Raw genomic sequence first — 22,433 nt, 5'->3', positions numbered from 1 at the left:
CGCTATTACCAGAATGAAATACTCTTAAAAAAATCTCTTCTTTTATATTAGCCGATAATAACAGTTTGCTCTTTAGCCCCTCTGATAATGAATGGCCGATTATTATTTATTTCGCCTCCGCTGTCTTCGGCGATCTGCCGACGCCGGCCCACCGTATCATTGGAATTGCCAGGAGCGAAAGCAGTGGTGCAGCTATGGCCAATACGGCAAAGCTTGAATAAGCTACTATGATGCCGGATAATCCTCCACCGATTGCTCCTGAAAAAGCAATCCAGACATCGACGGATCCCTGGGTTTTCGCTCTCGTTGACAGTGATGCAGCATCAACCACAATGGTCGTGCCGCTGATTAAGCCAAAGTTCCAGCCAAGCCCGAGAAGAATAAGCGCAATCGTTATCGATACAAGAGAATCTGCCGGCCCCAAGGCAGCCAGCACTCCTGCTGCCAAAAGGGTACCGGCGGATGCCACAGCCATCCGTGCTCGTCCGGCCTTTTCCACCAGGGTTCCTGTTACTAATGAAGGCAGATACATGCCGGCGATATGAAAGCCGATCACCATACCCACCGCCTGCAGGGAGAAGCCGTGGTTTCCCATGTAAATAGGGGTCATGGTCATCACCGCTACCATCACAAACTGGGTGCTCACCATCACGGAAGCTCCGGCTAATACGCCCCGCCGGTCAGTCGATGCTTCCACTGGCTCCTCTTCACCGTACAGCCGCCTGCTATTCTTTTGTTCTTTGGCCACTGCCTTTGCCACAAGGAATGGGTCAGGACGGAGAAACAGATAGAGGAACCCGCCGGCTGCCAGATAGGCAGCGGCAGCCAGCATAAACGGGCCGGCCAGGGAAGGTATGCCCATGGCGGTCGCCACCTCTCCCATGGGTCCCACCAGATTTGGGCCGGCTACCGCTCCGAGAGTCGTGGAAATCATGGCCATGCTTACCGCCTTCGCCCGCTGAGTGGAGGACGCCAAATCCGTTCCTGCATACCGTGCCTGTAAATTCGTCGCTGTGCCGGCCCCGTAGATTAGCAGGGCAACAAACAGCAGCCCGATCTGATTGGTAATCGCCGCCAGCACTACTCCGACGGCGCCCATTCCGCCGGTCAAAAACCCGGCTGCCAGACCCGTACGCCGGCCGAGCCGCTGGGACAAGCGCCCGATCAGGAGCGCCGCTCCAGCAGAACCAAACGTAAATACGGCGGTAGGCAGTCCGGTGACGCTGTCTGTACCCATCATGTCCTGGGCCAGCAACGCCCCCACAGTGATCCCGGCTGCCAGTCCAGCTCCGCCGAATATTTGCGAGATGATTACAATGAGAAGCGTTTTTTTATACAGCCGGTGCTGCTCCTCTTCAGAATCCATATATCGCTGAAGCTTTAGCCTAAAGGCTTCTGCTTTTTTTCTTTTTCTCTCTCCCATAACTTCACCTGTCTTTCGATCATTCCGCCAAAATTAACGACTGCAGGTTCCTATACCCATAGCGGCATCGGCAACCTATCCAGCTGCTGCACTTCCGACGTATTGATTTCTGCATAACTTTTGATTTCTTCTTAGATGTTATCTTACAATTTTATGGAAGTATATACTTGGCTTAATATATTTGTTCTTATGCCTTTGGCGGATAATTTTTATAATAAGAACCTAAGAAAACGCTGCCGAAAACAATAAAACCTATGATAAAAAAGAGAAAATTCCACTCCCCGGTCCTAACTCCAGCAGCAATAAATAAAATTATGTACACGCTCAACACTATCCACGCCATACGCTTTAACACTATCTTCATGCCCCTATACTACCCCTTTCCCGGGTTGCTGTGAACGCTCATCTCCCCGGTTATATCAACTGCTCATTTCGCCTATTTTAATAGCCTCCACCATGATACCATTTGAATTTTTCTCAGTTTCTTACTGATTTACATTATTTACAAGTATTGAAGGTTCGCTTCATTTCACCCTATCTCTTCTCTTTGCTTATTTCTAAAGCGTGATACTTTCTGCGCTCACTTGGCTATTTTTCGTGCCAACCAATGCAGTAAAGAGAATGTCGGAGATATGTGATTGTAATTTAATGGAAGCGTATTTAAAATGCAATATAGAAATCTGTTTGATAAAGGAGCGACAGGATGAGTGGCATCAGCATAGGCGTTTACGCTGTTTGCTTTTTACTTATTGCAGCTGCTGGCATCATAAAGCTTATAGAATATCGAAAGCCAAAAGAAGCACGCAGGCACAAAAAGCTAATGATCTCTATGAGTTTGCTGCTGGCAGCTTCCCTTCTTCAACTGAGTCACGGCCTTGCCACCGATCTCTAGGAAATAATAAAGATGCATAAAATTTCGCTTCAACAAAAAGAGACCAGCTCATCAGGCTGATCTCTTCGATAATTACTTCCCAAAGAACGGGAGCAATATTTCCTCTAAATAAACCTTTTAATTTCAGCGGCGAACATGTCCGGCGCTTCCTGAGGCACCCAGTGGGCCGACTGGTTTATTCTAACCGGCTCGCTCTTTGGAAGATCCCTGTCCAGCATCTCCCCCGTTTCCACCGGCTGCCAAGGGTCTTTGGTTCCCCATAGCAGAAGCACGGAGTGTTGAATATCCGAAAGCTTATGCGTCAGCGCGGTGGTGTGGTTCGTGTTCAGGGCAGCAGCGTTGCGGACAAGGCTGACTTTGCCTTCTTCATGTAAATACGGGGCCATAATCCCTTCCAAAAAGGTATCCGTCAGCTGCTCCCGCTGGGCAAATACATCGTTATAGCCCTTCGAAAGAAAATCCTTCATATCCTGAAGGGATTTGTTTTTCCACGATGGGTGGCCCACCATCAGCATTTCTTCAATTGGCCAGGAGTCATAGGCAACGGTGTTGGAAAGGACGAGCTTATTGATTCGATCCGGTTCATCAAGCGCAAGGATCAATCCGACGCCTCCCCCGATATCATGCGCTGCCAAGTGCACCTGTTCGAGCTCCAGCTGATCCATCAGCTTTATCACCATTTTCGCCTGCACATGAAGCGAGCGGTCGAAGCGGTCCCTTTGATCCGAATAGCCGTACCCCAGCAGATCAGGAACAATCACCCGGTACTCCTCTTCAAGCTGCGGAATAACGGCCTGGTACAAGTACGACCAGGTTGGTATGCCGTGCAGCAGCACGATCGGCGGCCCGGATCCTACATCTGTATAGTTTATTTTCACTGGTTCCTCTACCACTCCTTCAAGCGTGACCGATTGCTGGCGTTGTTTAAATTCTGCTTCCGTTACTGTTCTGTTGGGCTGCATATCTTTGCCTCCTTACGAATTTTTTTGCCGGTTTCACTACGTTTCTATGAACAGATAGCTTTAGACAAACCAGCCTCCCGTAAATGTATTCTTTTGTCCCATTCCCGCGTTTGTATATGATTAAATGTAAGCCAGCTTACAGCGAAGATTCTCCTTCCGCTCCAAAAAGTTATAAATTGTTTATTCAGAAATTTTTATCACGATGATATACTTTAAAAAGATTTAAATAATTTTCTGATTATTGACTCTTCTCATTAGTTTACCGGTTTTATTACTTTCTCTGCGGGGAATTTACAACGACATATAAGGCAGCAATGGATGGAGACTACAGCCACTCCATAAGCCAGGAAAAGAGCATAATTCTTTTTCTGGCTTTTTATTTGTTTATGGAAAAAATTCCAATCTAGTCTAGTGCTATTCCCTATTCAGAAAGAAGGGACCCTTTTGGAAAAACTGCGCCTGTTTTTTATTCTGCCAGGAATCCTGCTTATTGCAGTTATGTTTGGCTGTACAAGCAAAGAAGAAACTCCTCAGACCTTAAATGCCCAGGAAACTGCTATTCAGGATGAAGATGATCTGCCGAAGAAGGATGTAGAAGAAGAACCATCTTCCCAGCCGGAGCCGCAAAGGGAAAATATATCCTCCCCTACACCTTCGGAACTGGACGCCGGAAAAATACACCAGGAGCTTCTGATAGACGACAACCTGGTCAAACTGCCTTCAAGCTTTCCCGGCCAGCGCATAAGCCAGGTCCAGGGATCAGTGGCCTCCAACAATTCAGCCACCTACAGTGTTCAGTACCATACGAGTACCGGAGAGCCTTTGGCACACGTAACAGCTGCCCAGTACATGGGAATCCAGGAAGCTTCCAATGAAATTGAAGCTTTTCGTGAAGGCAAAACTGTCAATCCATCCCGGCCAGGGGTAAAGGAGTTTCGGCACGGATTGCCCGGACATGCGCAGGAAGGCGCAGACCAGTACCATTACAGCGGGCAGCAGGATCAGTGGCTGTTGAGCCTCTCTTCCTCATCTTCGGAAAATCTCAATCAGAAAGCTGTTCTTGTTCAAATATCAGAATATCTCAAGCATCACCCTCTCCCCGCATCTGCCAGACAGGGGGTCGTCGACATTTATTACGCCCCGGCCAGTGAGGATGTGACCGTGGATATCCGCTGGCAGGAAGGAGAAATGGTCTATGCGGTGCGGACCAGTCTTCCGCCGGTGGAAGCCTTAAAGATTACAAATTCCATGAACTAAAAAATACTTCCTTATTTATTCAGACGTTCGTTAAACAAGAAAAGCTCTCCTGCGATTTTAGCAGGAGAGCTTCGTTATTTATTATGCCTTCGACCGGTAGCTCGTATTGTGGTCCTGAAGGGTTTCATCTTGACCGAACAGGAAGTGCTTTTCCATATTCGGGGAGTACTCTGAGCTGATGGTCTGCAGGCCTGCTGCTTCAGCTACTGAACGGAGCATAGCCGGGGAAGCACCGCAGCACAGCCCGATGTAATTCACACCGCCATCTGTCGCTTCCTTCGCCCATTCGGCCAGTTCGTACCGGTTATGGTAGAGCGGCTCGAGCGCAGTAGGAAAGGTTGTTTCAAGAGGTGTATGACAGCTGCATCCAGAATCCGGCAGATTAAAAAAGGTCGGGTGCTCCTCTGTGGTCCGGTAAGGGACCGGAAGACCGGCTATATACCCCTGAACTGATTCCCGGATCTTTTCTAGATACGGCTGCATCGTGTTCGGACCGCGGAAGCAGTTCATGCCAACGACCAAAGCGCCGCTTTCCGATAAAATGCGGCAGGATTCCTCCACTGAGTATCCGTCCCGCAGGATGTTTTCGCCCATTAATCCAAGTGTAATAACGGCTGGGAGACCCTGCTTTTGAATCTCTTCAAGAGCGATCAGCGCTTCCTCGTGATAATAGAAGGTTTCCCCTTTAATGTAGTCGACGCCTTCCTCGCTGCACCAGCCGATCATTTCTGCAAACATCTGGCGGACAGCGGTTTTGGAATCTTCATCATCCGGGTTGAAAATATTGGTATTGGAAATATTGCCCGCCACCAGTGCCTCTTCCTCCGGGTGCTCCTGGGCCACTTCCTTCGCCAGACGGATCGCCTGACGGTTCAGCGGCTCCAAGAGATCCTCTTTTCCGATGATGCGCATTTTCTCCCGGTGGGCGTTATACGTAAACGCCAGTATGACATCCGAACCGGCACGCATGAAATCCCGGTACGTCTGTTTTAAGGCTTCGGGGTTTTCCAGCGCAACCTCCGGCACAAAAGTGCCTGCCTGTAAATATCCCCGACGCTCGAGTTCAAATAAGTATCCTTCTCCGGCGATGACCGGTCCCTGCTCTAAACGCTCCTGTAAGCTTCGCTTCATTCATTCTCCACCCTTTTCTCTTCCTATTGAATAATCCCAACTGCTCTCCCTCTGGCAACCGCTTTTTTTGTATTTTCAGTCATTTATACGAAAACCACGTCCGTATATTCCATAGAGATAAATCTAATATACGCAGTCCGCTTTTTTCATGTCAACCGGATATGAAAAACTTTTTTATTGTTAACCCATTTTAAATTTAAGTTTACAATAAAAGCCAGGTTCTATATACTAGTGGAAAAAAGGAGGAAGTTCATGATTCAGTCACGTGTCCACGGATTCGTCTTAGCTTCGTTATTCGCAGCTTTGATGATGATTGGGGCCAATATTACATCCATCGCCCCCATCCTTGTAATTGGCGGCGTACCGATTACACTTCAAACGACAGTCTGCATTTTAGCCGGCCTACTGCTCGGAAAAAAATATGCCCCGCTAGCCATGACCCTTTATCTGCTCATCGGCCTTGCCGGCATGCCGGTATTTTCCCGATGGTCGGGAGGGCTTGATGCTGTCATTTCCCCGACGTTCGGCTTTTTACTTTCTTATGTTCTCGTGGCTTACGTCACAGGTGCCCTTTCTGGACATAGGCGTTCATTTGCAGCGTTTGGTCTGGCGTCCCTCACAGGCACAGCTGTTAACTATGTGATTGGAACTAACTGGATGTATATGGCGTATGAATGGTAGTTTGCCGCTCCAGGAGGCTTCTCTTACACAACAGTCTGGCTGTGGATGCTCGCACCGATGCCTAAGGATATTCTTTTAGCCGTCGGAGCTGCCTGGTTTGCACTCCGCCTGCTGCGTATTTTGAAAAAAACAGAGCGAGGAACAAATTCAACTAAAGGAGTTGCATAGTTTATGGGAACATTCTGGATTGATCGTGCCAAAGAGATACAAAAAGGAAAAGATTTAACAAAAGAGGAGGCCATGTCGTTTTTAGAGGAGCCTCGTCAACACCTGCTCGAACAGCTCGAAGCAGCCTACCTGCTCCGGTTTCATTACTATCAAAATCAGGTCAAACTAAACATGCTCATTAATACAAAATCCGGCCTGTGTTCGGAAAACTGCGGATACTGCGCCCAGTCTATTGATTCCAAAGCTGTAATTTCCAAATATCGCATGATGCCTTCTGAAGAGATCATCCAGGGAGCGCGGGAAGCGGAAAAGCGTGGAGCCGGTACTTATTGTATTGTAGCCAGCGGTCGGGGCCCTTCGGAAAAAGAGCTGCAGACCGTAGAGGAAGCAGTGGAAAAAATCAAAGCCACGAGCCAGTTAAAGGTATGCGCCTGCCTGGGGATTTTAAAGGAAGGCCAGGGCGATCGGCTGAAAGCAGCAGGCGTCGACCGCTACAACCATAACGTCAATTCTTCGGAGCGATTTCACGATAACATTGTTACCACCCATACATACGACCACCGGATCGAAACGGTGAACGAAGCCAGACAGGCAGGTATCTCTCCCTGTTCAGGGCTAATCGCCGGCATGGGGGAAAGCCATGAGGATATTATCGATGTATTGTTTGCGTTAAAAGATATCGGGGCTGATTCTGTACCAATTAATTTTCTTCATGCGATCGAGGGTACAGCCTTTGAGGATCAGCAGGGGCTTCGGCCGGAGCATTGCCTCCGTATTTTAGCCCTTGCCAGAATGATTCTTCCTTCGAAAGAAATCCGTGTGGCCGGTGGACGCGAAGAAAATTTAAAAAGCATGCAGCCGCTGGCATTGTATGCGGCAAACTCTATTTTTCTCGGCGACTATCTGACTACGCCTGGACAGGCCTGGCGAAAGGATCTTCAAATGATTGAAGAAGCAGGATTCGAAGTCGAAGAAAATGCGTTCAACCAGAGTGCTGAAATGTATTCGGGGGGATAGTATGGCTGCGAGTAGAAAACGACCGCCTTTCTTTATAATTACGAAGGCTTTAAATAAAAATCGGCCGGCATAAGCCGGATACCAGCCGGGACTCGTGCCAACCAATTATTTGCATGAAAATCAAGGAGGTAGCTCGACTCCCCCCGTTTTTACAGGTATTATCTTCTTCCCTATTGCTTGAGGACCTTATACCAGATTTCAACCTGCTGGGCAGTCTCAACGGTCCGCAGTTTTTCCAAATGAATTTCATGCTCCTCCAGATGCTCGAATAACCGCAGACCCCGGCCAAGCAGTACGGGAGCGAACGCGACCTGCAGTTCGTCAGCCAGGTTCGCTTTTAACAGCTGCTGGCCTACGTCTGCCCCGAGTACTACCACATTCTTCTGACCGGCTGCTTCTCTTGCCTGTTGAATCGCGCTTTCAATTCCATCTGTTACGAAGGTGATGGTAAGATTCTCATTTTCCTTTGGATGCTTGGCAGGTGGATGATGGGTCAATACAAACAGCGGTACTTGAAATTCGTAGTCCGCCGCATAGGCGTCAGGGTCTTCGCTTTCATCAAAGCTGTTTCTCCCCATCACTACCGCACCCGTTTTAGCCATCTCAGCCTGAATCACTTCATCAGGCTCAAAGCTGGCATAAAGCTTTTCCATCTTTCCGTACCGGTCATTGACGTACCCATCCAGCGATAAAATCATTCCCAAGCATACTTTTGCCATCTCTGTCCCCCGCTTCTTTTTTCATTGAAGCATCCAAAAGCCGTTTCTATCCCGGGTACATAATACCTGCTTGTTTACCATTGTTTAAATGCCCAAGATCGGCAACGAAGAAGGTGCATCTGACAGGCCGGAGCGCCGGGGCTCCCTTACCCGTAAGCCGTCAGCTGTTTTGCACCACATGCACCTCGCAGTCAGCCTTCCGGCGGATAGCTTGAGAGGTGTGGCCAAATATCAGGCGTTCGAACCACTTACCGCCGCTCTGGCCTATAACAATAAGATCCGCCTGATAGCGTTTGGCTAAATCAGTCGCTAAACGTTTTTTGGGCGTACCTGTTTCCATCACCGTTTCCACCTGCTCAATCCCGTGGGCCCACGCAGCCTCCTGACAAGCTTCAAGATACAGGGAAGCCTTCGTCTGCAGCCGCTCGATTCCCTTGGGGTCCATGCGTTCCAGTGTCGAGTAGCTCTTCTGGTCGAATACGAAAGCGATAATTAACTCAGCTTCGTGCTCGGCCGCCATTTTCTTTGCCTCATCGAACACCGTGTAGGTAGGAATCTCGACAGCATCAATTCCTACTAAAATTCGTTGGTATTTGCTCATATTTTGCCTCCTTACTCTTAAAAGATGATCATGGCCTTCTATATCCCCTGTCCACTAATGAAGAAAGCATCCTTCTTGTTGAACCGCCGGCTCATGCGTCCTGAACCGTTCTTTGCAATTAAGATGGTATTTCACCATTCCCCCATTCCATGCGTTTTTAACCTTGTTTAACAGAAAGCCTCTGCTCTATAAAAAAACGGATTTTCTCTTATTTTAATGAGATATTGCTTTCAGAAGTTTATCGTACATTTACAAAGTAAGGATATTCCTTGAGAGAGGGGCAACTGGAAAATTGTAAGAAAGGCATAACGTGTTTTCGTTTCAGCCTGGCGGCACGTTTCCATCAAGGCAATCAATACCCGCAGATCAACATAAACTAAATCAATGCCGGCAATTGATATCGTTAAATTCCCCCTGCAGCACGACCCCCTTTTAGGATGAAGTCTAAAACGTCCAGCAGGGACAATTCCCGCTTTTGAAGACTAGTACTGGGTCTTGGTCTCACTCCTGCTTATCAGTCCGGAAAAACGAGAAGAGTACCGAAAAATTGATGGCGGGGTTACCGCCTCCAATTAGAGCTTGAATAAGTAGTTAAGAATAACAAAATAATTGCACTTCCCTCTCTTAGTCATTTCAGCGTTAACAAGAATACAAAAAGGCGTACCAATATGGTCCGCATGACGAACAGCCGTCCTAGACGATTTCTTACATCGCCTGGGCGGCTGTTTTATGACTTGGATCGATAGAACAAGAAAATTATCCCTCCCTGGTACCCTTTTTTATACTATGCCACTTTGATGTACGTACTTACTAATATGTCGGGTATTAATTATAATAGCATTAGACAAAATAAAAAAAGGTGGCCTTTACGTTATGGAACAATATCGCATTCATCCGGAGAACGGATTGGAATTTGGCATTTATACCCTGGGAGATCATCTGCCCGATCCGCATACAGGAGAGAGAATATCAGCCCAGGACCGGATTCATGAATTAATCGAATATGCCACGCTTGCTGAACAGGCGGGCCTGGATTTCTTCAGCGTCGGGGAAAGCCATCAGGAATATTTTGCCACGCAGGCCCACGCGGTGGTTCTTTCAGCTATTGCCCAGGCGACAAATAAAATAAAAATTGGCAGCTCTTCCACGATCATCAGCACCTCTGACCCTGTCCGGGTGTACGAAAATTTCGCAACAATTGACCTCATTTCCAAAGGACGCACAGAGCTCGTAGCAGGACGCGCCTCCCGGATCGGATTGTTTGACCTGCTTGGTTATAATGTCCGCGACTATGAGGCGCTGTATGAGGAAAAATTTGATCTGCTCCGCCAGATTAATGAACAGGAAACGATAAACTGGGAGGGGGAATTCCGGGCTTCCTTAAAAAATGCCCAGGTGCTCCCCCGCCCTGTGGAAGGATCGCTTCCCATCTGGCGTGCCGTCGGCGGAACGCCGGCCAGCGCAATGAAAGCGGGCTATGCCGGAGTGCCGATGTTTATGGCTCATTTAGGCGGATCGTCAGACCGTTTTAAACAAACCGTTGATGCCTACAGGGATGCCGCCCGGGCCGGCGGCCATGATCCGGCCCAGCTTCCGGTCGCCACAGCCGGCTTCTTTTACGCAGCCGAAACGACCCAGCAGGCGCTGAAGGACCTGTACCCCCATATTAATGAAGGTATGAAACGCACCAACGGCGGCGGCTTTCCGAAGCAGCTGTTTGCCCAGGGCGCCGAGCCTCATAATATTATGAACACGGGCAGCCCCCAGGAAATTATTGAAAAAATCCTGCACCAGCATGAAGTATTCGGGCATCAGCGCTACATTGCACAGATTGATTTCGGCGGGATGCCGATGGATAAAATCAGAAAAAATATCGAATTGATCGGGGACACCATTCTGCCGGCTGTTAAAAAATATACGGCAAAAAAATAAGGAGCGTACCTAATGAGACTCATTGGCTTATCCGGTTCACAGGTCGGTTCGAAAACAAGAACGGCCATGGACGAAGCAATTAAAAAAGTAAATGCAAAATACCCTGAGATAGAAACAGGAATCATTGATCTGGCGGAATACGACATGCAGTTCAGCGATGGTCGCCATTACCTGGATTACGAAGGAGACACCGGCTATGTCACCCAGCAGCTGATGGAAGCAGATGCTATTATTATCGGCATGCCGATCTTCCAGGCGTCTATTCCGGGAGCGTTAAAAAACGTATTCGATCTGCTTCCAGTCGATGCCTTTCGTGATAAAACAATAAGCATGCTCGTCACTGCCGGATCGCCGAAGCATTATTTAGTTGCCGATTTGCAGCTTAAGCCGATTTTATCCTATATGAAGGCTCAAATCGTTCAGACGTATGTATTCATTGAAGAAAAAGACTTTCACCAGAAAGAAATTATTAATACTGATGTAATGGCCCGGCTGGACCGCCTCGCAGAAGATACCGTGGTACTTTCGCAGACCTTTGAACAAATACGGGAAAATCAATATGACTTTTAACAGACTGTAACGAAAAAAATAAACTAAAACCCGAACCATGGACACGAAAGAAATAGCGTGCATGATTCGGGTTTTTTCTTTATACTTCCATCGGGTTAGACAGTAATTGGCCCAAACACGATCAACTTCTAAACGGCACCATTTGTTCTAGCGCTTTTTTGACATCCCGGTACATCTTAACATCCTTCATTGCCTCCCCGTGTTCGACCGCCGATTGAGCCATTTCCGGACGAATGCCTGTCAGGACAGGACGAACTCCCAGAAGCTGCAGTGTCCTCGTAATCGAAAATAATCGAGGAGCCACCTCATCATCAAGTTTGTGGGTGCCTGAAAAATCAAGAATCAGAATATCAACGCTGTTTTCCGCTACTTCCGGCAGAACGCTCTCAATAATATGATCAGTGCGCTCCTTACTTAAAGACCCTACTATAGGTAATACTGATATGCCTTCTTTTACCGGTACTACGGGGGCTGAAAGCAGTAAAAGCTCTTCTTTCAGCTGTTGGAGGTCTAATTGGTATTGGTTATTAAAATGGGTCGTGGAGTTTTTCATAGCCTGGTCAAAAATGTCACTCATCCGGTGCATGAAGTAAAAAGCGTCTTTCAGGGATCCGACCCCGTATGCTTGAAATGTCTCCTCAATCTCTTCAATGGCATGCAGACGAAATTGTGACAGCAGCATAATAATAGCATCCAGATCATATCCCTGTTCACTTAATACGTTTGCCGGGTCATAATCCAGATTGACCGCTGCCGTCGACTGGTGGTCGTCCAGCTCCTCCTTGATCGTCATGAACAAATTATAAAGCAGATCCTGGTGCAGATCATCTTCCCGGGGGGAGAGCGGGTTTTGGAGTTCTTCGGATGTACGGCTGACAATCCGGTGAACGACGTAATCAAGGTGAGTAAAAAAGTGTTTATATAGTTCTGTATCGATATTAGCCATAAGCATCCCTCTTTTTTCCATTTCTTCTTTTATTATTAACAATATCAAGGTAGATTAAACCTACTCCCTGCTATTACCCTTGATTCGCAAATGATAGCCGAAAAAGACCTTCAAGACATACGGATGGGTTTATATATACATTTATGCATTAACAAAATGATACATTTATATACTAACTTTCACTAACCCGGGCGGTATTTTGCCGTTTCACACTTAAGTAGATCGGAAAAAGCACCCAATTATAAAACCGTTGCCCTCAGGCGCACCAGAGAACAACGGAAATTTGCTTATTTGATTTTATTCAGACGGCACACTTTCTGTGCGGGTCCGTGCTTCTTTTCTATCCAGACCGTAGCTAAGCGTTGCAAGGCCTGCAGCTATCAGGGCGGACAAACCGCCGGCCCATGGAAGAAGCCCAATGCTTCCCGCAGCCACAACGAGCCCCCCTGCCGCAGAGCCCAGAGCGATCCCGACGTTTACCGCAACAGGCGTCAGCGCAGACGCCAGGTCTTTTGCAGAAGGAGAATATAATTCTGCAAGATTCATTAAATATAGCTGGATCGTGGCATTCAGGGCATAAATCATGACTGCGATAAGCATGATGCTGATTAAACCGGCGATGGTCGACGCCATGGTGAAATAAAGCGATAGCAGGATCACACTTTGAACAACGAACACGTACCGAAGCCTCGAGATGCCGTTGCGACTGGCAATTTTTCCTGCCAGCACGTTACTGAGAATCGAAAATGCTCCGTAGCCGAGAAGCACTACACTCACATAGCTGCTTGGGATCAACAGACCATTTTCAATAATGGGCGTGATGTACGTATAAATCGTATACGTGCCGGCGATGCTGAAAATAGGAATGAAGAAAGCCAATAAAATCCGCGGCTGTGTAAAAAGGGCAGCCTGGTCCTTGATCGAGCTTTTTTCATTTTTGATATCCTTCGGAAGGACGCCTAAACTAATAAGAAGCGCCGCCACCCCGAGAAGAGCTGTCACCCAGAAAGTTACGTGCCAGTTCGACAGCTGGCCGATAAATGTACCCAGCGGCACGCCAAGCACGTTGGCGATCGTAAAGCCGGCAAAAATAGAGGCAATTACCGCCGGCTTTTTAGCCGTTGGCATCGTGTCCCCTGCAACTGACATTGCGAGGGCCGTTAATACGCCGCTCACCATCGCTGTCGCAATTCTCGACAGCAGGAGCACGGCATACGTGCCTGCCAAGGCACTGATCACATTGCCGGCGATAAATAACAAAATCAGGATAATCATGATGTTGTATTTAGGAAACCGGCTCAAAAAGGCGGTCAGTACCGGTGTACCAATCGCGTAGGCAATCGCGAACCCGGACACGAGCGTTCCGGCTGTCGCCAGGCGAATGCCCAGGTCGGAGGAAATTTCTGAAAGCAGTCCTACTATAACAAACTCGCTCGTTCCCATCACAAACGTCAGCAGCGTCAGCGTAAACGCCAGTACCTTCTGCTTGCGGCTCAATTGACTTTCTTGTTCGTATGCACTCATTTTTTCTACCTCAATTCTTAATAATTAAATATCTAGATTTTTCGATTTAATGAGCCATAAAAAAACAGAAACCCCGACGGTCAGATTTCTGTTTTTAAGTATTCTGCCAGCTGTTGAAGCGTTTCTTCATTACGCCTGTAATACGTCCACTGGCCGTAGCGCACAGATTCGAGCAGGCCGGCTTTCTGCATCATGTTCAAATAGTGGGACACCGTGGATTGGGACGCCTGTACCTTTTCCTGAATGTCTCCCACGCACACGCCGCCTTCGATGCTTACCTCTTTTGGCAGGTGAGCCTGCTGCTTGGGAAAATGCTTTTCCGGTTCCTTCAACCACCAGAGAATTTTCAGACGGGTCTCATTTGAAAGTGCTTTAAACAGATCTATTGGCTCCATAAACTGCATTGTATATCGATTTAACTCGATATGTCAACCCTTCCTTTTTTTAAGGAGCTATTTGACGAAAATGTATTTTTTATATGTATATCATATTTTCTGTGCTCGAATTTACTTTTCTTTTCCCCTATGATACTTTTTTACAATAAATGGGAAAAGAAAAGAAATTGATCTTTTTCTTTAAAAAGGAGCGAAAATGACGAACACCAGATCACCCGTATCCGTTTTTCGGAGCACGAATTAGCAGACAAGCTGCGGGGCATGTAGAAGCCCCTTCGAAAAACAGATCATCACTTACTAATAAACGGAGGCAGTTATTATGAATGAGGATCAGGCACAGGGCGAGCATGTGATTTCAGATCAGCGGGGCAGAAAATACATTACGTTGGACGAACCGGATGGCGTCGTCGTTCTGGCAAAAAAAGAAGACGCTTTTCTGCTTATCAAACAATACCGTCCGGCAGTCGATGCTGTTGTGGTGCAGCTGCCGGGCGGCGGCGTGGAACCGGGCGAAACACTTGTTCAAGCTGCCCGAAGAGAACTGGCTGAAGAAACAGGATACACGTGTGGACCTCTAAATTATTTAGGAACGATGCTTCCGGCCTCCTGGCGGAGTAATGACCGTACCCACGTTTTCTTTACCGATGACCTGAAGGCCCATCAGGAGCAGCAGCTCGAAGACCATGAAAACATTCAGGTTTATTTTCTCCCTATTACCGAATGCATACATAAAGTCAAAAACAATACGCTTTCTGACGGAGAGTTAAGCTTTGCCCTTTTTCAGGCTCATCTCCATGGCTATTCGCCCGTCTTTAACTAGCGATGCCAACGCGTTCATGCGTATAGAAACCAGAGCTTTTAAGTGAGTTTAGCAGTCTCCATTATGTATTTAAACATTTAAGCGATTCAACAATTGGCTGGTCGGACAAATCGTTATATGATAAGTTTATCTTCATTCATTTTGAGGATTAAAAAGGAGACGAGGAGCATGAATCAAAGGCTGATTAAAACAGAAGGCTTTATGTTTGCCGCCCTGGGTACTATTAGGAAGAGCCGGGCATGGATGCTTTTGCATCACGCCCGGCTCCTTTTTTTATAAATAGAACAGAAACGATCATTAAACTACGTGCCGAAACTCGTTCAAATATTTTTCGAAAACGTCTTTACTCAATTCCTGATGGAAACGGGTGCTTATTAGTGCTGCTTGTCCTTCCGGCACTTCCAGCACATCAAAACGCTCCTTGTTTTTGCCTTCTTTCTCATCGGAGACCAGCACTTCAATCATTGGATTATCGGCATGCTTTTGAAACAGCAGCTCCACCGGCCCTACACCAATCACCGATCCACCCTCTTCATCTCCCGTCATTCGAACGTTGGCACCAACTTTTGTCTGAATTTGCTTTTGCATTCCGCTTACCAGCTCAGCAATAAACGCAGCCCCTTCGTTAACAATCGTTTGTTCATCTGTAGAACCGTATTTTTCCGCTACTTTGTCTGTGAATGTATCTATTTTCATAAATTTTCTCCTTTCGGGCAGCTCCCCCTGCATTTTTCAAAACTGCTTTATTTGTTTTTCAACAAAAGAAGGAAGCTGCCTGTATTAAAGACAGCTTTCTTCCGGTCGTGCTGCTTCTTTTCTTTATTTCTTCTTCTTGATGGCCCGAAAAATAAAGCTTACGAGCAATACGAGAATAACGGCACCAATAAGGGCAGGGATAATGGCAAATCCGCCAAGAGTCGGCCCCCAGCTGCCGAGAAGCGCGGTGCCTAAACTCGCGCCGATAAAACCGGCGATAATGTTACCAATAATACCAAATGGCACGTCGCGGCCGGTAAGTGCGCCTGCAGCCCAGCCAATCAAACCGCCGATAATCAAACTCCAAATAAACGATAGCATGCTATTCATCTCCTTAAGGATGGTTGTATTTTCTTTTAACTTTCATTTTCTTCTGTTTCCTACATCTGGCTTCTTCAAACGTTACTCTCCGCTTTTGCTAACGGCCTTTGTACTTATGTTCGAGTAGTTCGTTCCAAACGAGTTCTTTAGTGCACCGAAACAAGAAGAAACCACCAGGTCACTGTTCTCACTGGTGGTACCCGGTGAATTTACATATCTATTTCTGTTACTGGCTTTTCGTTTTGGTCTTCTGTCCTGGATTCACTACCAAAAGCGCCGCAAACACGCCATACAAAATTACTGCTGCTATTTCCATGTTTATATTTCCTCTCTTTCTTTAAACTCATAATTTTCCTTCACGCTTACTTAACCAGGTTGTATTCCTTACATAAGTCTTCCACCATTTCTTTTCGCGGAACGCCTATTTTCAACTGTGTTTTGATAATAAAAAACCAGAAAAAGGATTTCGCTCCTTTTCCTGGCTCATGTACTGGCTTTTGTATCCATTCATTTCCGCCGATTATTTATTTTTAACGCTATGAAAGCTTTTATGGTTTTAACGTTATAATGCATATTTACCCGCCTAATTTACAGGTAAAACATGCCGATCTTTCCACAACTCATAATTATTTGATCAGCCCGTTAAGTTTTCTTTTTTCTTCCTGCTCAGGAACCAGCGCTAATGGGTCACTCGTTTTCCCGTAATGAAGCAGAATTTCACACAAGGGCAGGTTTAACCCTTCCTTACAAAATATTCATTAACGGCCCTTTGTAGCGTGCCCAGTGTTCTGATACGGGGATTACCCGTTTCCTGAAATAAAGCGGGATCCATCGCCAGTTTTCTGGGCACCCCCGTGAGTACGGCTTCACTTCCCATCAAAGAGACCCCTTCAATGATTCTTATAAAGTCTTTTAATTCCTCTTTCTCCATCCACTCTGCGCCGGACAAATCAATGATTAAAACCTGAATTTTCTGCTCCGCCACCTTCATCAATACATTTTCCTCCAGCAGCTCCAGACGCCGCCTGTCGATAGGCCCAATTAATGGCAGTACACAGATCGAGCGCCCGAGCGGGATGACCGGCGTCGAAAGATAGTCGACTAATTGCTCCTGATTTTTTATAAGGGTTTCTTTGTAGTTTGAATAGCTTTTCAAAAACGTATGTAAAAAAGCGTCGATTTGGTTATTTATTTTTCGTTCCCACTGAAAAAAACCGTTGAATCTTTTTTCCTCGGCACGTGCCTGATAGGCTTCGATTAACAGCCAGATCGTCCGGCGCAGCGCATGTACCCATTCCAGCCTGAAGGATAACTCAATATCCTGCGACGCCCAGACGATGCCCTCCTGTTCAGCGAATGCTTTCAGCTCCTCTTCTTTTTCATCAAACGCCAGGGAAACAAATTGGTGGGCGTTCGCCACCAAATCAATATTGCCCCGCTGCAGTATATCCCGGACTTCTTTTTTTACCGTAGCGGCTTCTTCAATCAGCATTTGTTCGAATAATTGAGCATTTTGGGTGTAGAAATTCTTTAACGTCATTGAATCGTTAAATGAATACGTCATGGTATCCTCCTCCCTGATCCTTCGCCCGCATTATTTATTACTCATTCCACGAGCATGAACAATTTACTATATTTAAACAAAAGTACGAATTATTTGTATTATATATACCTATTTCAAAAAAAGAAATGCTTAATATGATTTGAAAAGAAAAGAATTTGAAGCCTCTGCTTACCCGTAAAAAAAGAGACAAGCATTCAGCTTGTCCCCAGATGCATATTGATTCCACGGTTACACTAATCGGTCTGACGAAACTCCGGGCTGAGCCATAATAGCAATCCGGTCAGCACAATTCCTGTGACGGATGTGTACAGGAGCACCGCCTGAATAGGGATCGAGGCCGCCACCAGAAACGAAATGAGCGCAAAGGCGATAGGCTCAAATCCGCTGGAGGCAAAGTTGACCAGGCTCATCACCCGACCCAGTTTGTTGTTGTCGGTTTTCTCCTGGATCATCGTAATCGTCGGCAGGTACACCAGCATCCCCGCCCCTCCCATCAGCGTGATCACAATAACCAGTACAGGCAGCGCCTCCACCTGGCTGAATACCAGGAGGAGAATAAAGCTTACCCCAAGGGAGATTAACACCCACTGGCCCCGCCGCTGCTTCAGCGACCACGTAACCAGTAATACACTCAATAAAAAGGTACCGGTCGAAAATCCTCCCTCCAGCAGGCTCAGCTGCCACGGGGCGCCTCCAAGCGCGCTGATAAGCATCGGGATGCTTATCAACAGCGGTCCGATCATCAGTAAATTAATCGTAATAATCACCATCGTGCCGGCCCGGTGGATGCCTGACTGAAGCACGTACGCAAGCCCTTCCTTCAAATCCATCCAGGCGGTATGACGCCCGCTTCTCGCTTCCGGGACCGGGTCTTTCAATAACGGCGGGTAAATCAGAACAGTGGATACAGCGATCAGGCAAGCTGCTGCGGAAAACGCAAAGGCAAAGTCTCCAAAGGTTAATAACAGGCCGCCCATCACCGGACCGATAATAAACATCAGCTCCGTGGATCCCTGATACCAGGAGTTGGCCTGCTGTAATTGGTTCACCGGGACAATACTCGGAATCATCGCCGAAGCCGCCGGGAAAAAGAACGCATCGAGAAACCCAAAGACAAACGCCAAAATTATTAATGAAGTTGTCTGCAGGGCGTCCTGCTGCACGAGCACCACAAGCACGATCATAACGACCACCTGCAGTGCGTTCGTCGTAAACATAATACGCGATTTCTGGATTTTGTCCGCAAGCACCCCGCCGTAAATCATCATTGCCACACGCGGAATGGCGATCGTCATCATGACGATTCCGAGAATGGCCGGCTGCTGCATTTCATCGACGACGAACCAGGAAACGGAAAGAAAGAAGATCGAAAAGCCAAGCATCACCGTCATGCCCGACAGCCATACGAGCACAAACGTTTTATTTTTTAGTAACGAAGTCCATGAATCAGCCATCTGTGCCCTCCTGTAAACCTATGCTGCTTCCGTCCTTCATGTATAGTTAGGAAGTAAGGAGCCCCCGCCAGAATACCTGCCATATCCAATCGACGTGGGTCCAGAGTTGTTCTTTAAAATCAAAGCCATACTATCATATTTACGTTTCTTCATCGGCCTGAAGCATATCCTTAGGTATAATCTGTGCCATGCGTCCAGCCAGTGTTTCTGCCGGCTCCCGAAAATCTTCCCGGATCCATTCAATTACCATATTAAACATGCCGCCGGCGACAAATAACACGGACGACCGGTCCAACTTATTGTGAAACAGCGTATTGGCTGCGGAAAATGTTTCAACCGCGTACGTGAAATAATCCAGCAGGATAGATAGAGCATTTGAGTTTACGAGCCGTGCCATAGGAATACGGCGCTCGCTCAATTTATAGGTCATGCGCTGTGTAAACAACTCCAGCGTAAGGTATTCGCGCTGTGCTTCTCCGGATAAATGGCGGATAAAGGCGTTCAGCTCTTGTTCCACCGACGCATTCATCACATCGTAAATCGACGTATAGTACTTATAAAAGGTCACCCGGGCTACTCCTGCTTTTTTACAGATATCGGTGACCGTAATATCCTCAATGTCCTGCTTTTCAATCAGCAGGGTGACCGCTTCCATAATATACTGCTTTGAATTGATGCTGTCCTGCCGTGCTTTTCTCATCACGAACACATCCTCCCCAAGTGTTTGCTTTACAGCCTTTTCCTCCCAAATGAATTGCATTCCGGACGTCAGCATCCTTATACTAACATCTGTAAGTACAAGTGTTTTATTTTTCTTCAGATTAAAGAAGGCCGAAGGAGCTGTCAATCGCCTGATCAGCGGCCCAGCTGTTATTTTCTTTCTTTGTACTTCGTCACTAAACATACTTATTGGAGGGACCGACTATCGCAACGCTTTTATACAAATTAGGAGATTGGGCTGTGCGCCGCAAAAAATCAGTCATCAGCGGGGCTTTTCTAATCCTGCTGGTGTTAGCTTTAAGTACCGTCAAATGGGGCCCATCGTTTGATGATGCCTTAACAATTCCGGGCACTCCGGCCGAGGAGGCCAATGATGTGCTCGAAGAAGCCTTCTCAGGAGCGGCCACTGGCGCCCAGGCTGATATCGTGTTCCAGGCACCCGAGGGCGAAACCCTGACGGAGCCTGAAAATCAGCAGGCAATTAACGATTTACTCAGCACCATCCAGGACAGCGATGATCACGTGGAAACAGTTGCTCCTCCGTCCCAGCTTCAGAATTTCAATGAATCCGAAACCGTCGGCTATGCGACGGTGACGTTTGATGAAGCGGCTGAAGAGGTGCCTGCCTCCTCGATTGAAAATCTGGAGGAAGCTGTCGATCAAACGCGTGACCAGGGCATTCAGACCGAGCTCACCGGCGACGTAGAATTTTCCGGTCATGGCATCGGATCCGGGGAAATTATCGGTATTGTCGTTGCTTTTCTCGTGCTCGCGGTAACATTTGCTTCGTTTTTAGCAGCCGGCATGCCAATTTTTTCAGCGATGCTCGGGCTTGGCATCAGCCTGTTACTGATTGTCATCGGATCAAATTTCGTCAATATTCAGGGCGTATCCCTGAGTCTGGCAGCCATGCTGGGGATTGCGGTCGGCATCGATTACTCCCTGTTCATCATGACGCGTTTTCGTAAGCAGCTGGCCGAGGGACACTCCGTGCGGGAGGCCGCGGCCATTGCCAACGGCACCGCCGGCTCTGCTGTCGTATTCGCAGGGATCACGGTGATGATCGGACTGCTCGGCCTCTCCATTACAGGCATTCCGTTCTTGACCATGATGGGTATCGGGGCTTCCATCAGCATCCTGATGGCGGTGTTCGTGGCGATAATTGTGCTTCCTGCGCTTCTGGGAGCTCTCGGGCACCGCATTACGCCGTTTAAAAGCAACCGGTTTTTAAATGCATTCACCCGGACCTCAAAAGGCGACCGGCCCCAAAACAAATGGGGAGGCTTTGTCACCAGACGCCCCTGGCTGGTAACGATTATAAGCACGGCCCTTCTCGTTATCATCGCCATCCCCTTCACCCATGTGAATCTGGGGCTGCCGACCGACGGCACGGCGAAGCAGGAGGACACTACCGAACACAAGGCCTATGACCTTCAAACGGAGGCCTACGGGGAGGGTGTTCATGCCACGCTGACCGTAGCAATGCAGGTGGACGATTCAATGGATCAGCAGGCCATTCAGCAGATACTCCAGGAAATGAACGCCGACCTCGGGGATTTCGATGCCGTCGATCAGGTAGCCCAGCCGTTTCCAAACGAAGCGGGGGACACGTATATTGTCAGCGTCACCCCAACCTCCGGGCCGAATGATCCGAAGACGAAAAACCTGGTTGAAGATATCCGCTCTCTTTCCTATGAGAACGCCGAACTGTATGTGACAGGCACAACTGCAGTCAATATTGACATTGCAGACAAGCTTCAGGATGCCTTGCCGATTTTTGCTCTGTTTGTTGTCGGCTTTGCGTATGTGCTGCTTGTGCTGGTTTTCCGTTCGATTCTTCTGCCGCTGAAGGCCGTGCTGGGCTTTTTGCTGTCGCTTGCAGCCACGCTTGGTTTTGTGGTTTTTGTTATTCAGGACGGGCACCTGCTCGATTTATTCGGCTTCCCCGGGGAAAGCGCCGTTCTGGCGTTTCTTCCTATTATATCCATCGGGATTTTGTTTGGCCTGGCTATGGATTATGAAGTCTTTCTAGTCAGCCGCATGCGTGAAGTGTATACGCAGACCGGCGATCCGCAGGAAGCCATTCTCGCCGGCATGCGTGATAACGGTAAAGTCGTTGTTGCCGCTGGGCTCATCATGATGGCGGTATTCATCGGATTTATCGCTACGCCGGATGCTATGGTCAAGTCCATTGGGCTCTCTTTAACCTTCGGCGTATTATTCGATGCGTTTGTTGTCCGACTGACTATCGTGCCGGCGGTCATGAAGCTGATGGGCCGGGCCGCCTGGTATATGCCCCGTTGGCTCGACCGCCTTTTGCCGGACATCGACGTGGAAGGAGAAAAACTGAGCCACCGCAAAGACCAGAATAAATAATTTCCATGACAAAGCAGGGTATCCCTCAAAGGGGCCCTGCTTTTGTTTGTTTTCAAGCAGCTTCAACGTGGCAATTCATGAAATAATGCGAAATTTCCTGTAATTATTTTTCTAATTAAAAGCTTTCTATGTTATCATAAAAAGCAAGTCATCTGATGACCATATTACTTATGGCAAACGCTTACACTTTTTTAAGGAGGAAAA

21 protein-coding genes and 1 pseudogene are annotated in these 22,433 nt (G+C 47.6%); 8 read left to right on the top strand and 14 right to left on the bottom strand.

Annotation, left to right across the window (positions count from 1 at the left end):
* Window positions 1–106: 106 nt before the first annotated feature.
* On the bottom strand, window positions 107–1,423 hold the full coding sequence (locus ACTRXH_RS02990; protein WP_474280507.1) for an MFS transporter: 1,317 nt from the start codon (window positions 1,421–1,423) through the stop codon (window positions 107–109).
* A gap of 703 nt (window positions 1,424–2,126) precedes the next feature.
* On the opposite strand from ACTRXH_RS02990, the gene ACTRXH_RS02985 reads away from it, so the two are divergent.
* A complete protein-coding gene (locus ACTRXH_RS02985; protein ID WP_474280505.1) occupies window positions 2,127–2,315 on the top strand; it encodes a hypothetical protein in 189 nt (62 codons plus the stop codon).
* Between the two features lie 104 nt (window positions 2,316–2,419).
* Here the strand turns inward: ACTRXH_RS02985 and ACTRXH_RS02980 are convergent, their stop codons facing one another.
* A complete protein-coding gene (locus ACTRXH_RS02980; RefSeq protein ID WP_474280503.1) occupies window positions 2,420–3,277 on the bottom strand; it encodes an alpha/beta fold hydrolase in 858 nt (285 codons plus the stop codon).
* Window positions 3,278–3,721: 444 nt separating this feature from the next.
* Here ACTRXH_RS02980 and ACTRXH_RS02975 point away from each other — a divergent pair, with 444 nt between their 5' ends.
* Window positions 3,722–4,534, top strand: coding sequence for a hypothetical protein (locus ACTRXH_RS02975; RefSeq protein ID WP_474260639.1), 813 nt, complete (start codon window positions 3,722–3,724; stop codon window positions 4,532–4,534).
* 81 nt (window positions 4,535–4,615) lie between these two features.
* Here the strand turns inward: ACTRXH_RS02975 and ACTRXH_RS02970 are convergent, their stop codons facing one another.
* Entirely contained in the window at window positions 4,616–5,665 is a 1,050-nt protein-coding gene (locus ACTRXH_RS02970; RefSeq protein ID WP_474260638.1) for a homocysteine S-methyltransferase family protein, read from the bottom strand.
* Between the two features lie 252 nt (window positions 5,666–5,917).
* On the opposite strand from ACTRXH_RS02970, the pseudogene ACTRXH_RS02965 reads away from it, so the two are divergent.
* Window positions 5,918–6,514: pseudogene (locus ACTRXH_RS02965) on the top strand (biotin transporter BioY).
* Window positions 6,515–6,517: 3 nt separating this feature from the next.
* Window positions 6,518–7,531, top strand: a complete 1,014-nt coding sequence (bioB, locus tag ACTRXH_RS02960) for a biotin synthase BioB (RefSeq protein ID WP_474277453.1) — start codon at window positions 6,518–6,520, stop codon at window positions 7,529–7,531.
* A gap of 170 nt (window positions 7,532–7,701) precedes the next feature.
* Here bioB and ACTRXH_RS02955 read toward each other — a convergent pair whose 3' ends face one another.
* The 3 genes from ACTRXH_RS02955 to gvpJ form a co-directional block, all read right to left on the bottom strand.
* Entirely contained in the window at window positions 7,702–8,250 is a 549-nt protein-coding gene (locus ACTRXH_RS02955; protein ID WP_474260635.1) for a dihydrofolate reductase family protein, read from the bottom strand.
* 160 nt (window positions 8,251–8,410) lie between these two features.
* Window positions 8,411–8,851, bottom strand: coding sequence for a universal stress protein (locus ACTRXH_RS02950; protein ID WP_474260634.1), 441 nt, complete (start codon window positions 8,849–8,851; stop codon window positions 8,411–8,413).
* 230 nt (window positions 8,852–9,081) lie between these two features.
* A complete protein-coding gene (gene gvpJ / locus ACTRXH_RS02945; protein WP_474260834.1) occupies window positions 9,082–9,318 on the bottom strand; it encodes a gas vesicle protein GvpJ in 237 nt (78 codons plus the stop codon).
* Window positions 9,319–9,724: 406 nt separating this feature from the next.
* Between gvpJ and ACTRXH_RS02940 the strand changes: the two genes are divergently transcribed.
* Together ACTRXH_RS02940 and ACTRXH_RS02935 are read left to right on the top strand one after the other, a co-directional pair.
* On the top strand, window positions 9,725–10,783 hold the full coding sequence (locus tag ACTRXH_RS02940; protein ID WP_474277451.1) for an LLM class flavin-dependent oxidoreductase: 1,059 nt from the start codon (window positions 9,725–9,727) through the stop codon (window positions 10,781–10,783).
* A gap of 12 nt (window positions 10,784–10,795) precedes the next feature.
* On the top strand, window positions 10,796–11,353 hold the full coding sequence (locus ACTRXH_RS02935) for an NADPH-dependent FMN reductase (RefSeq protein ID WP_474260632.1): 558 nt from the start codon (window positions 10,796–10,798) through the stop codon (window positions 11,351–11,353).
* Between the two features lie 121 nt (window positions 11,354–11,474).
* On the opposite strand, the gene ACTRXH_RS02930 is transcribed toward ACTRXH_RS02935, so the two are convergent.
* From ACTRXH_RS02930 to ACTRXH_RS02920, 3 genes are all read right to left on the bottom strand, one after another.
* Window positions 11,475–12,299 carry an STAS domain-containing protein gene (locus ACTRXH_RS02930; protein ID WP_474260631.1) on the bottom strand — a complete coding sequence of 275 codons (825 nt, stop codon included), beginning with the start codon at window positions 12,297–12,299 and terminating at the stop codon, window positions 11,475–11,477.
* A 297-nt stretch (window positions 12,300–12,596) separates the two neighbouring features.
* Window positions 12,597–13,823, bottom strand: coding sequence for an MFS transporter (locus ACTRXH_RS02925; RefSeq protein WP_474260630.1), 1,227 nt, complete (start codon window positions 13,821–13,823; stop codon window positions 12,597–12,599).
* 80 nt (window positions 13,824–13,903) lie between these two features.
* Complete coding sequence (locus ACTRXH_RS02920) at window positions 13,904–14,218, bottom strand: ArsR/SmtB family transcription factor (protein ID WP_474260629.1); 315 nt, start codon at window positions 14,216–14,218, stop codon at window positions 13,904–13,906.
* A 319-nt stretch (window positions 14,219–14,537) separates the two neighbouring features.
* Between ACTRXH_RS02920 and ACTRXH_RS02915 the strand changes: the two genes are divergently transcribed.
* Window positions 14,538–15,038 (top strand): NUDIX hydrolase, encoded by a 501-nt coding sequence (locus ACTRXH_RS02915; RefSeq protein ID WP_474260628.1) that lies wholly within the window; start codon window positions 14,538–14,540, stop codon window positions 15,036–15,038.
* A gap of 297 nt (window positions 15,039–15,335) precedes the next feature.
* Here ACTRXH_RS02915 and ACTRXH_RS02910 read toward each other — a convergent pair whose 3' ends face one another.
* The 5 genes from ACTRXH_RS02910 to ACTRXH_RS02890 all read right to left on the bottom strand — a co-directional run bounded on the left by ACTRXH_RS02910 (window position 15,336) and on the right by ACTRXH_RS02890 (window position 19,833).
* Window positions 15,336–15,734, bottom strand: a complete 399-nt coding sequence (locus ACTRXH_RS02910; RefSeq protein ID WP_474260627.1) for a hypothetical protein — start codon at window positions 15,732–15,734, stop codon at window positions 15,336–15,338.
* 123 nt (window positions 15,735–15,857) lie between these two features.
* Window positions 15,858–16,115 carry a GlsB/YeaQ/YmgE family stress response membrane protein gene (locus ACTRXH_RS02905; protein WP_474260626.1) on the bottom strand — a complete coding sequence of 86 codons (258 nt, stop codon included), beginning with the start codon at window positions 16,113–16,115 and terminating at the stop codon, window positions 15,858–15,860.
* A 733-nt stretch (window positions 16,116–16,848) separates the two neighbouring features.
* Window positions 16,849–17,679, bottom strand: a complete 831-nt coding sequence (locus ACTRXH_RS02900; protein ID WP_474260625.1) for an STAS domain-containing protein — start codon at window positions 17,677–17,679, stop codon at window positions 16,849–16,851.
* 233 nt (window positions 17,680–17,912) lie between these two features.
* Window positions 17,913–19,133 carry an MFS transporter gene (locus ACTRXH_RS02895; RefSeq protein ID WP_474260624.1) on the bottom strand — a complete coding sequence of 407 codons (1,221 nt, stop codon included), beginning with the start codon at window positions 19,131–19,133 and terminating at the stop codon, window positions 17,913–17,915.
* A 139-nt stretch (window positions 19,134–19,272) separates the two neighbouring features.
* A complete protein-coding gene (locus tag ACTRXH_RS02890) occupies window positions 19,273–19,833 on the bottom strand; it encodes a TetR/AcrR family transcriptional regulator (RefSeq protein ID WP_474260833.1) in 561 nt (186 codons plus the stop codon).
* Between the two features lie 260 nt (window positions 19,834–20,093).
* Here ACTRXH_RS02890 and ACTRXH_RS02885 point away from each other — a divergent pair, with 260 nt between their 5' ends.
* Entirely contained in the window at window positions 20,094–22,229 is a 2,136-nt protein-coding gene (locus ACTRXH_RS02885) for an MMPL family transporter (RefSeq protein ID WP_474260623.1), read from the top strand.
* Window positions 22,230–22,433: the final 204 nt, after the last annotated feature.

It is taken from the genome of Marinococcus sp. LNHM5E3-2.1 (genome assembly GCF_056034365.1).
Note: the sequence above shows the minus strand (reverse complement) of the source record. Positions and strands in the feature narration are given on the sequence as shown.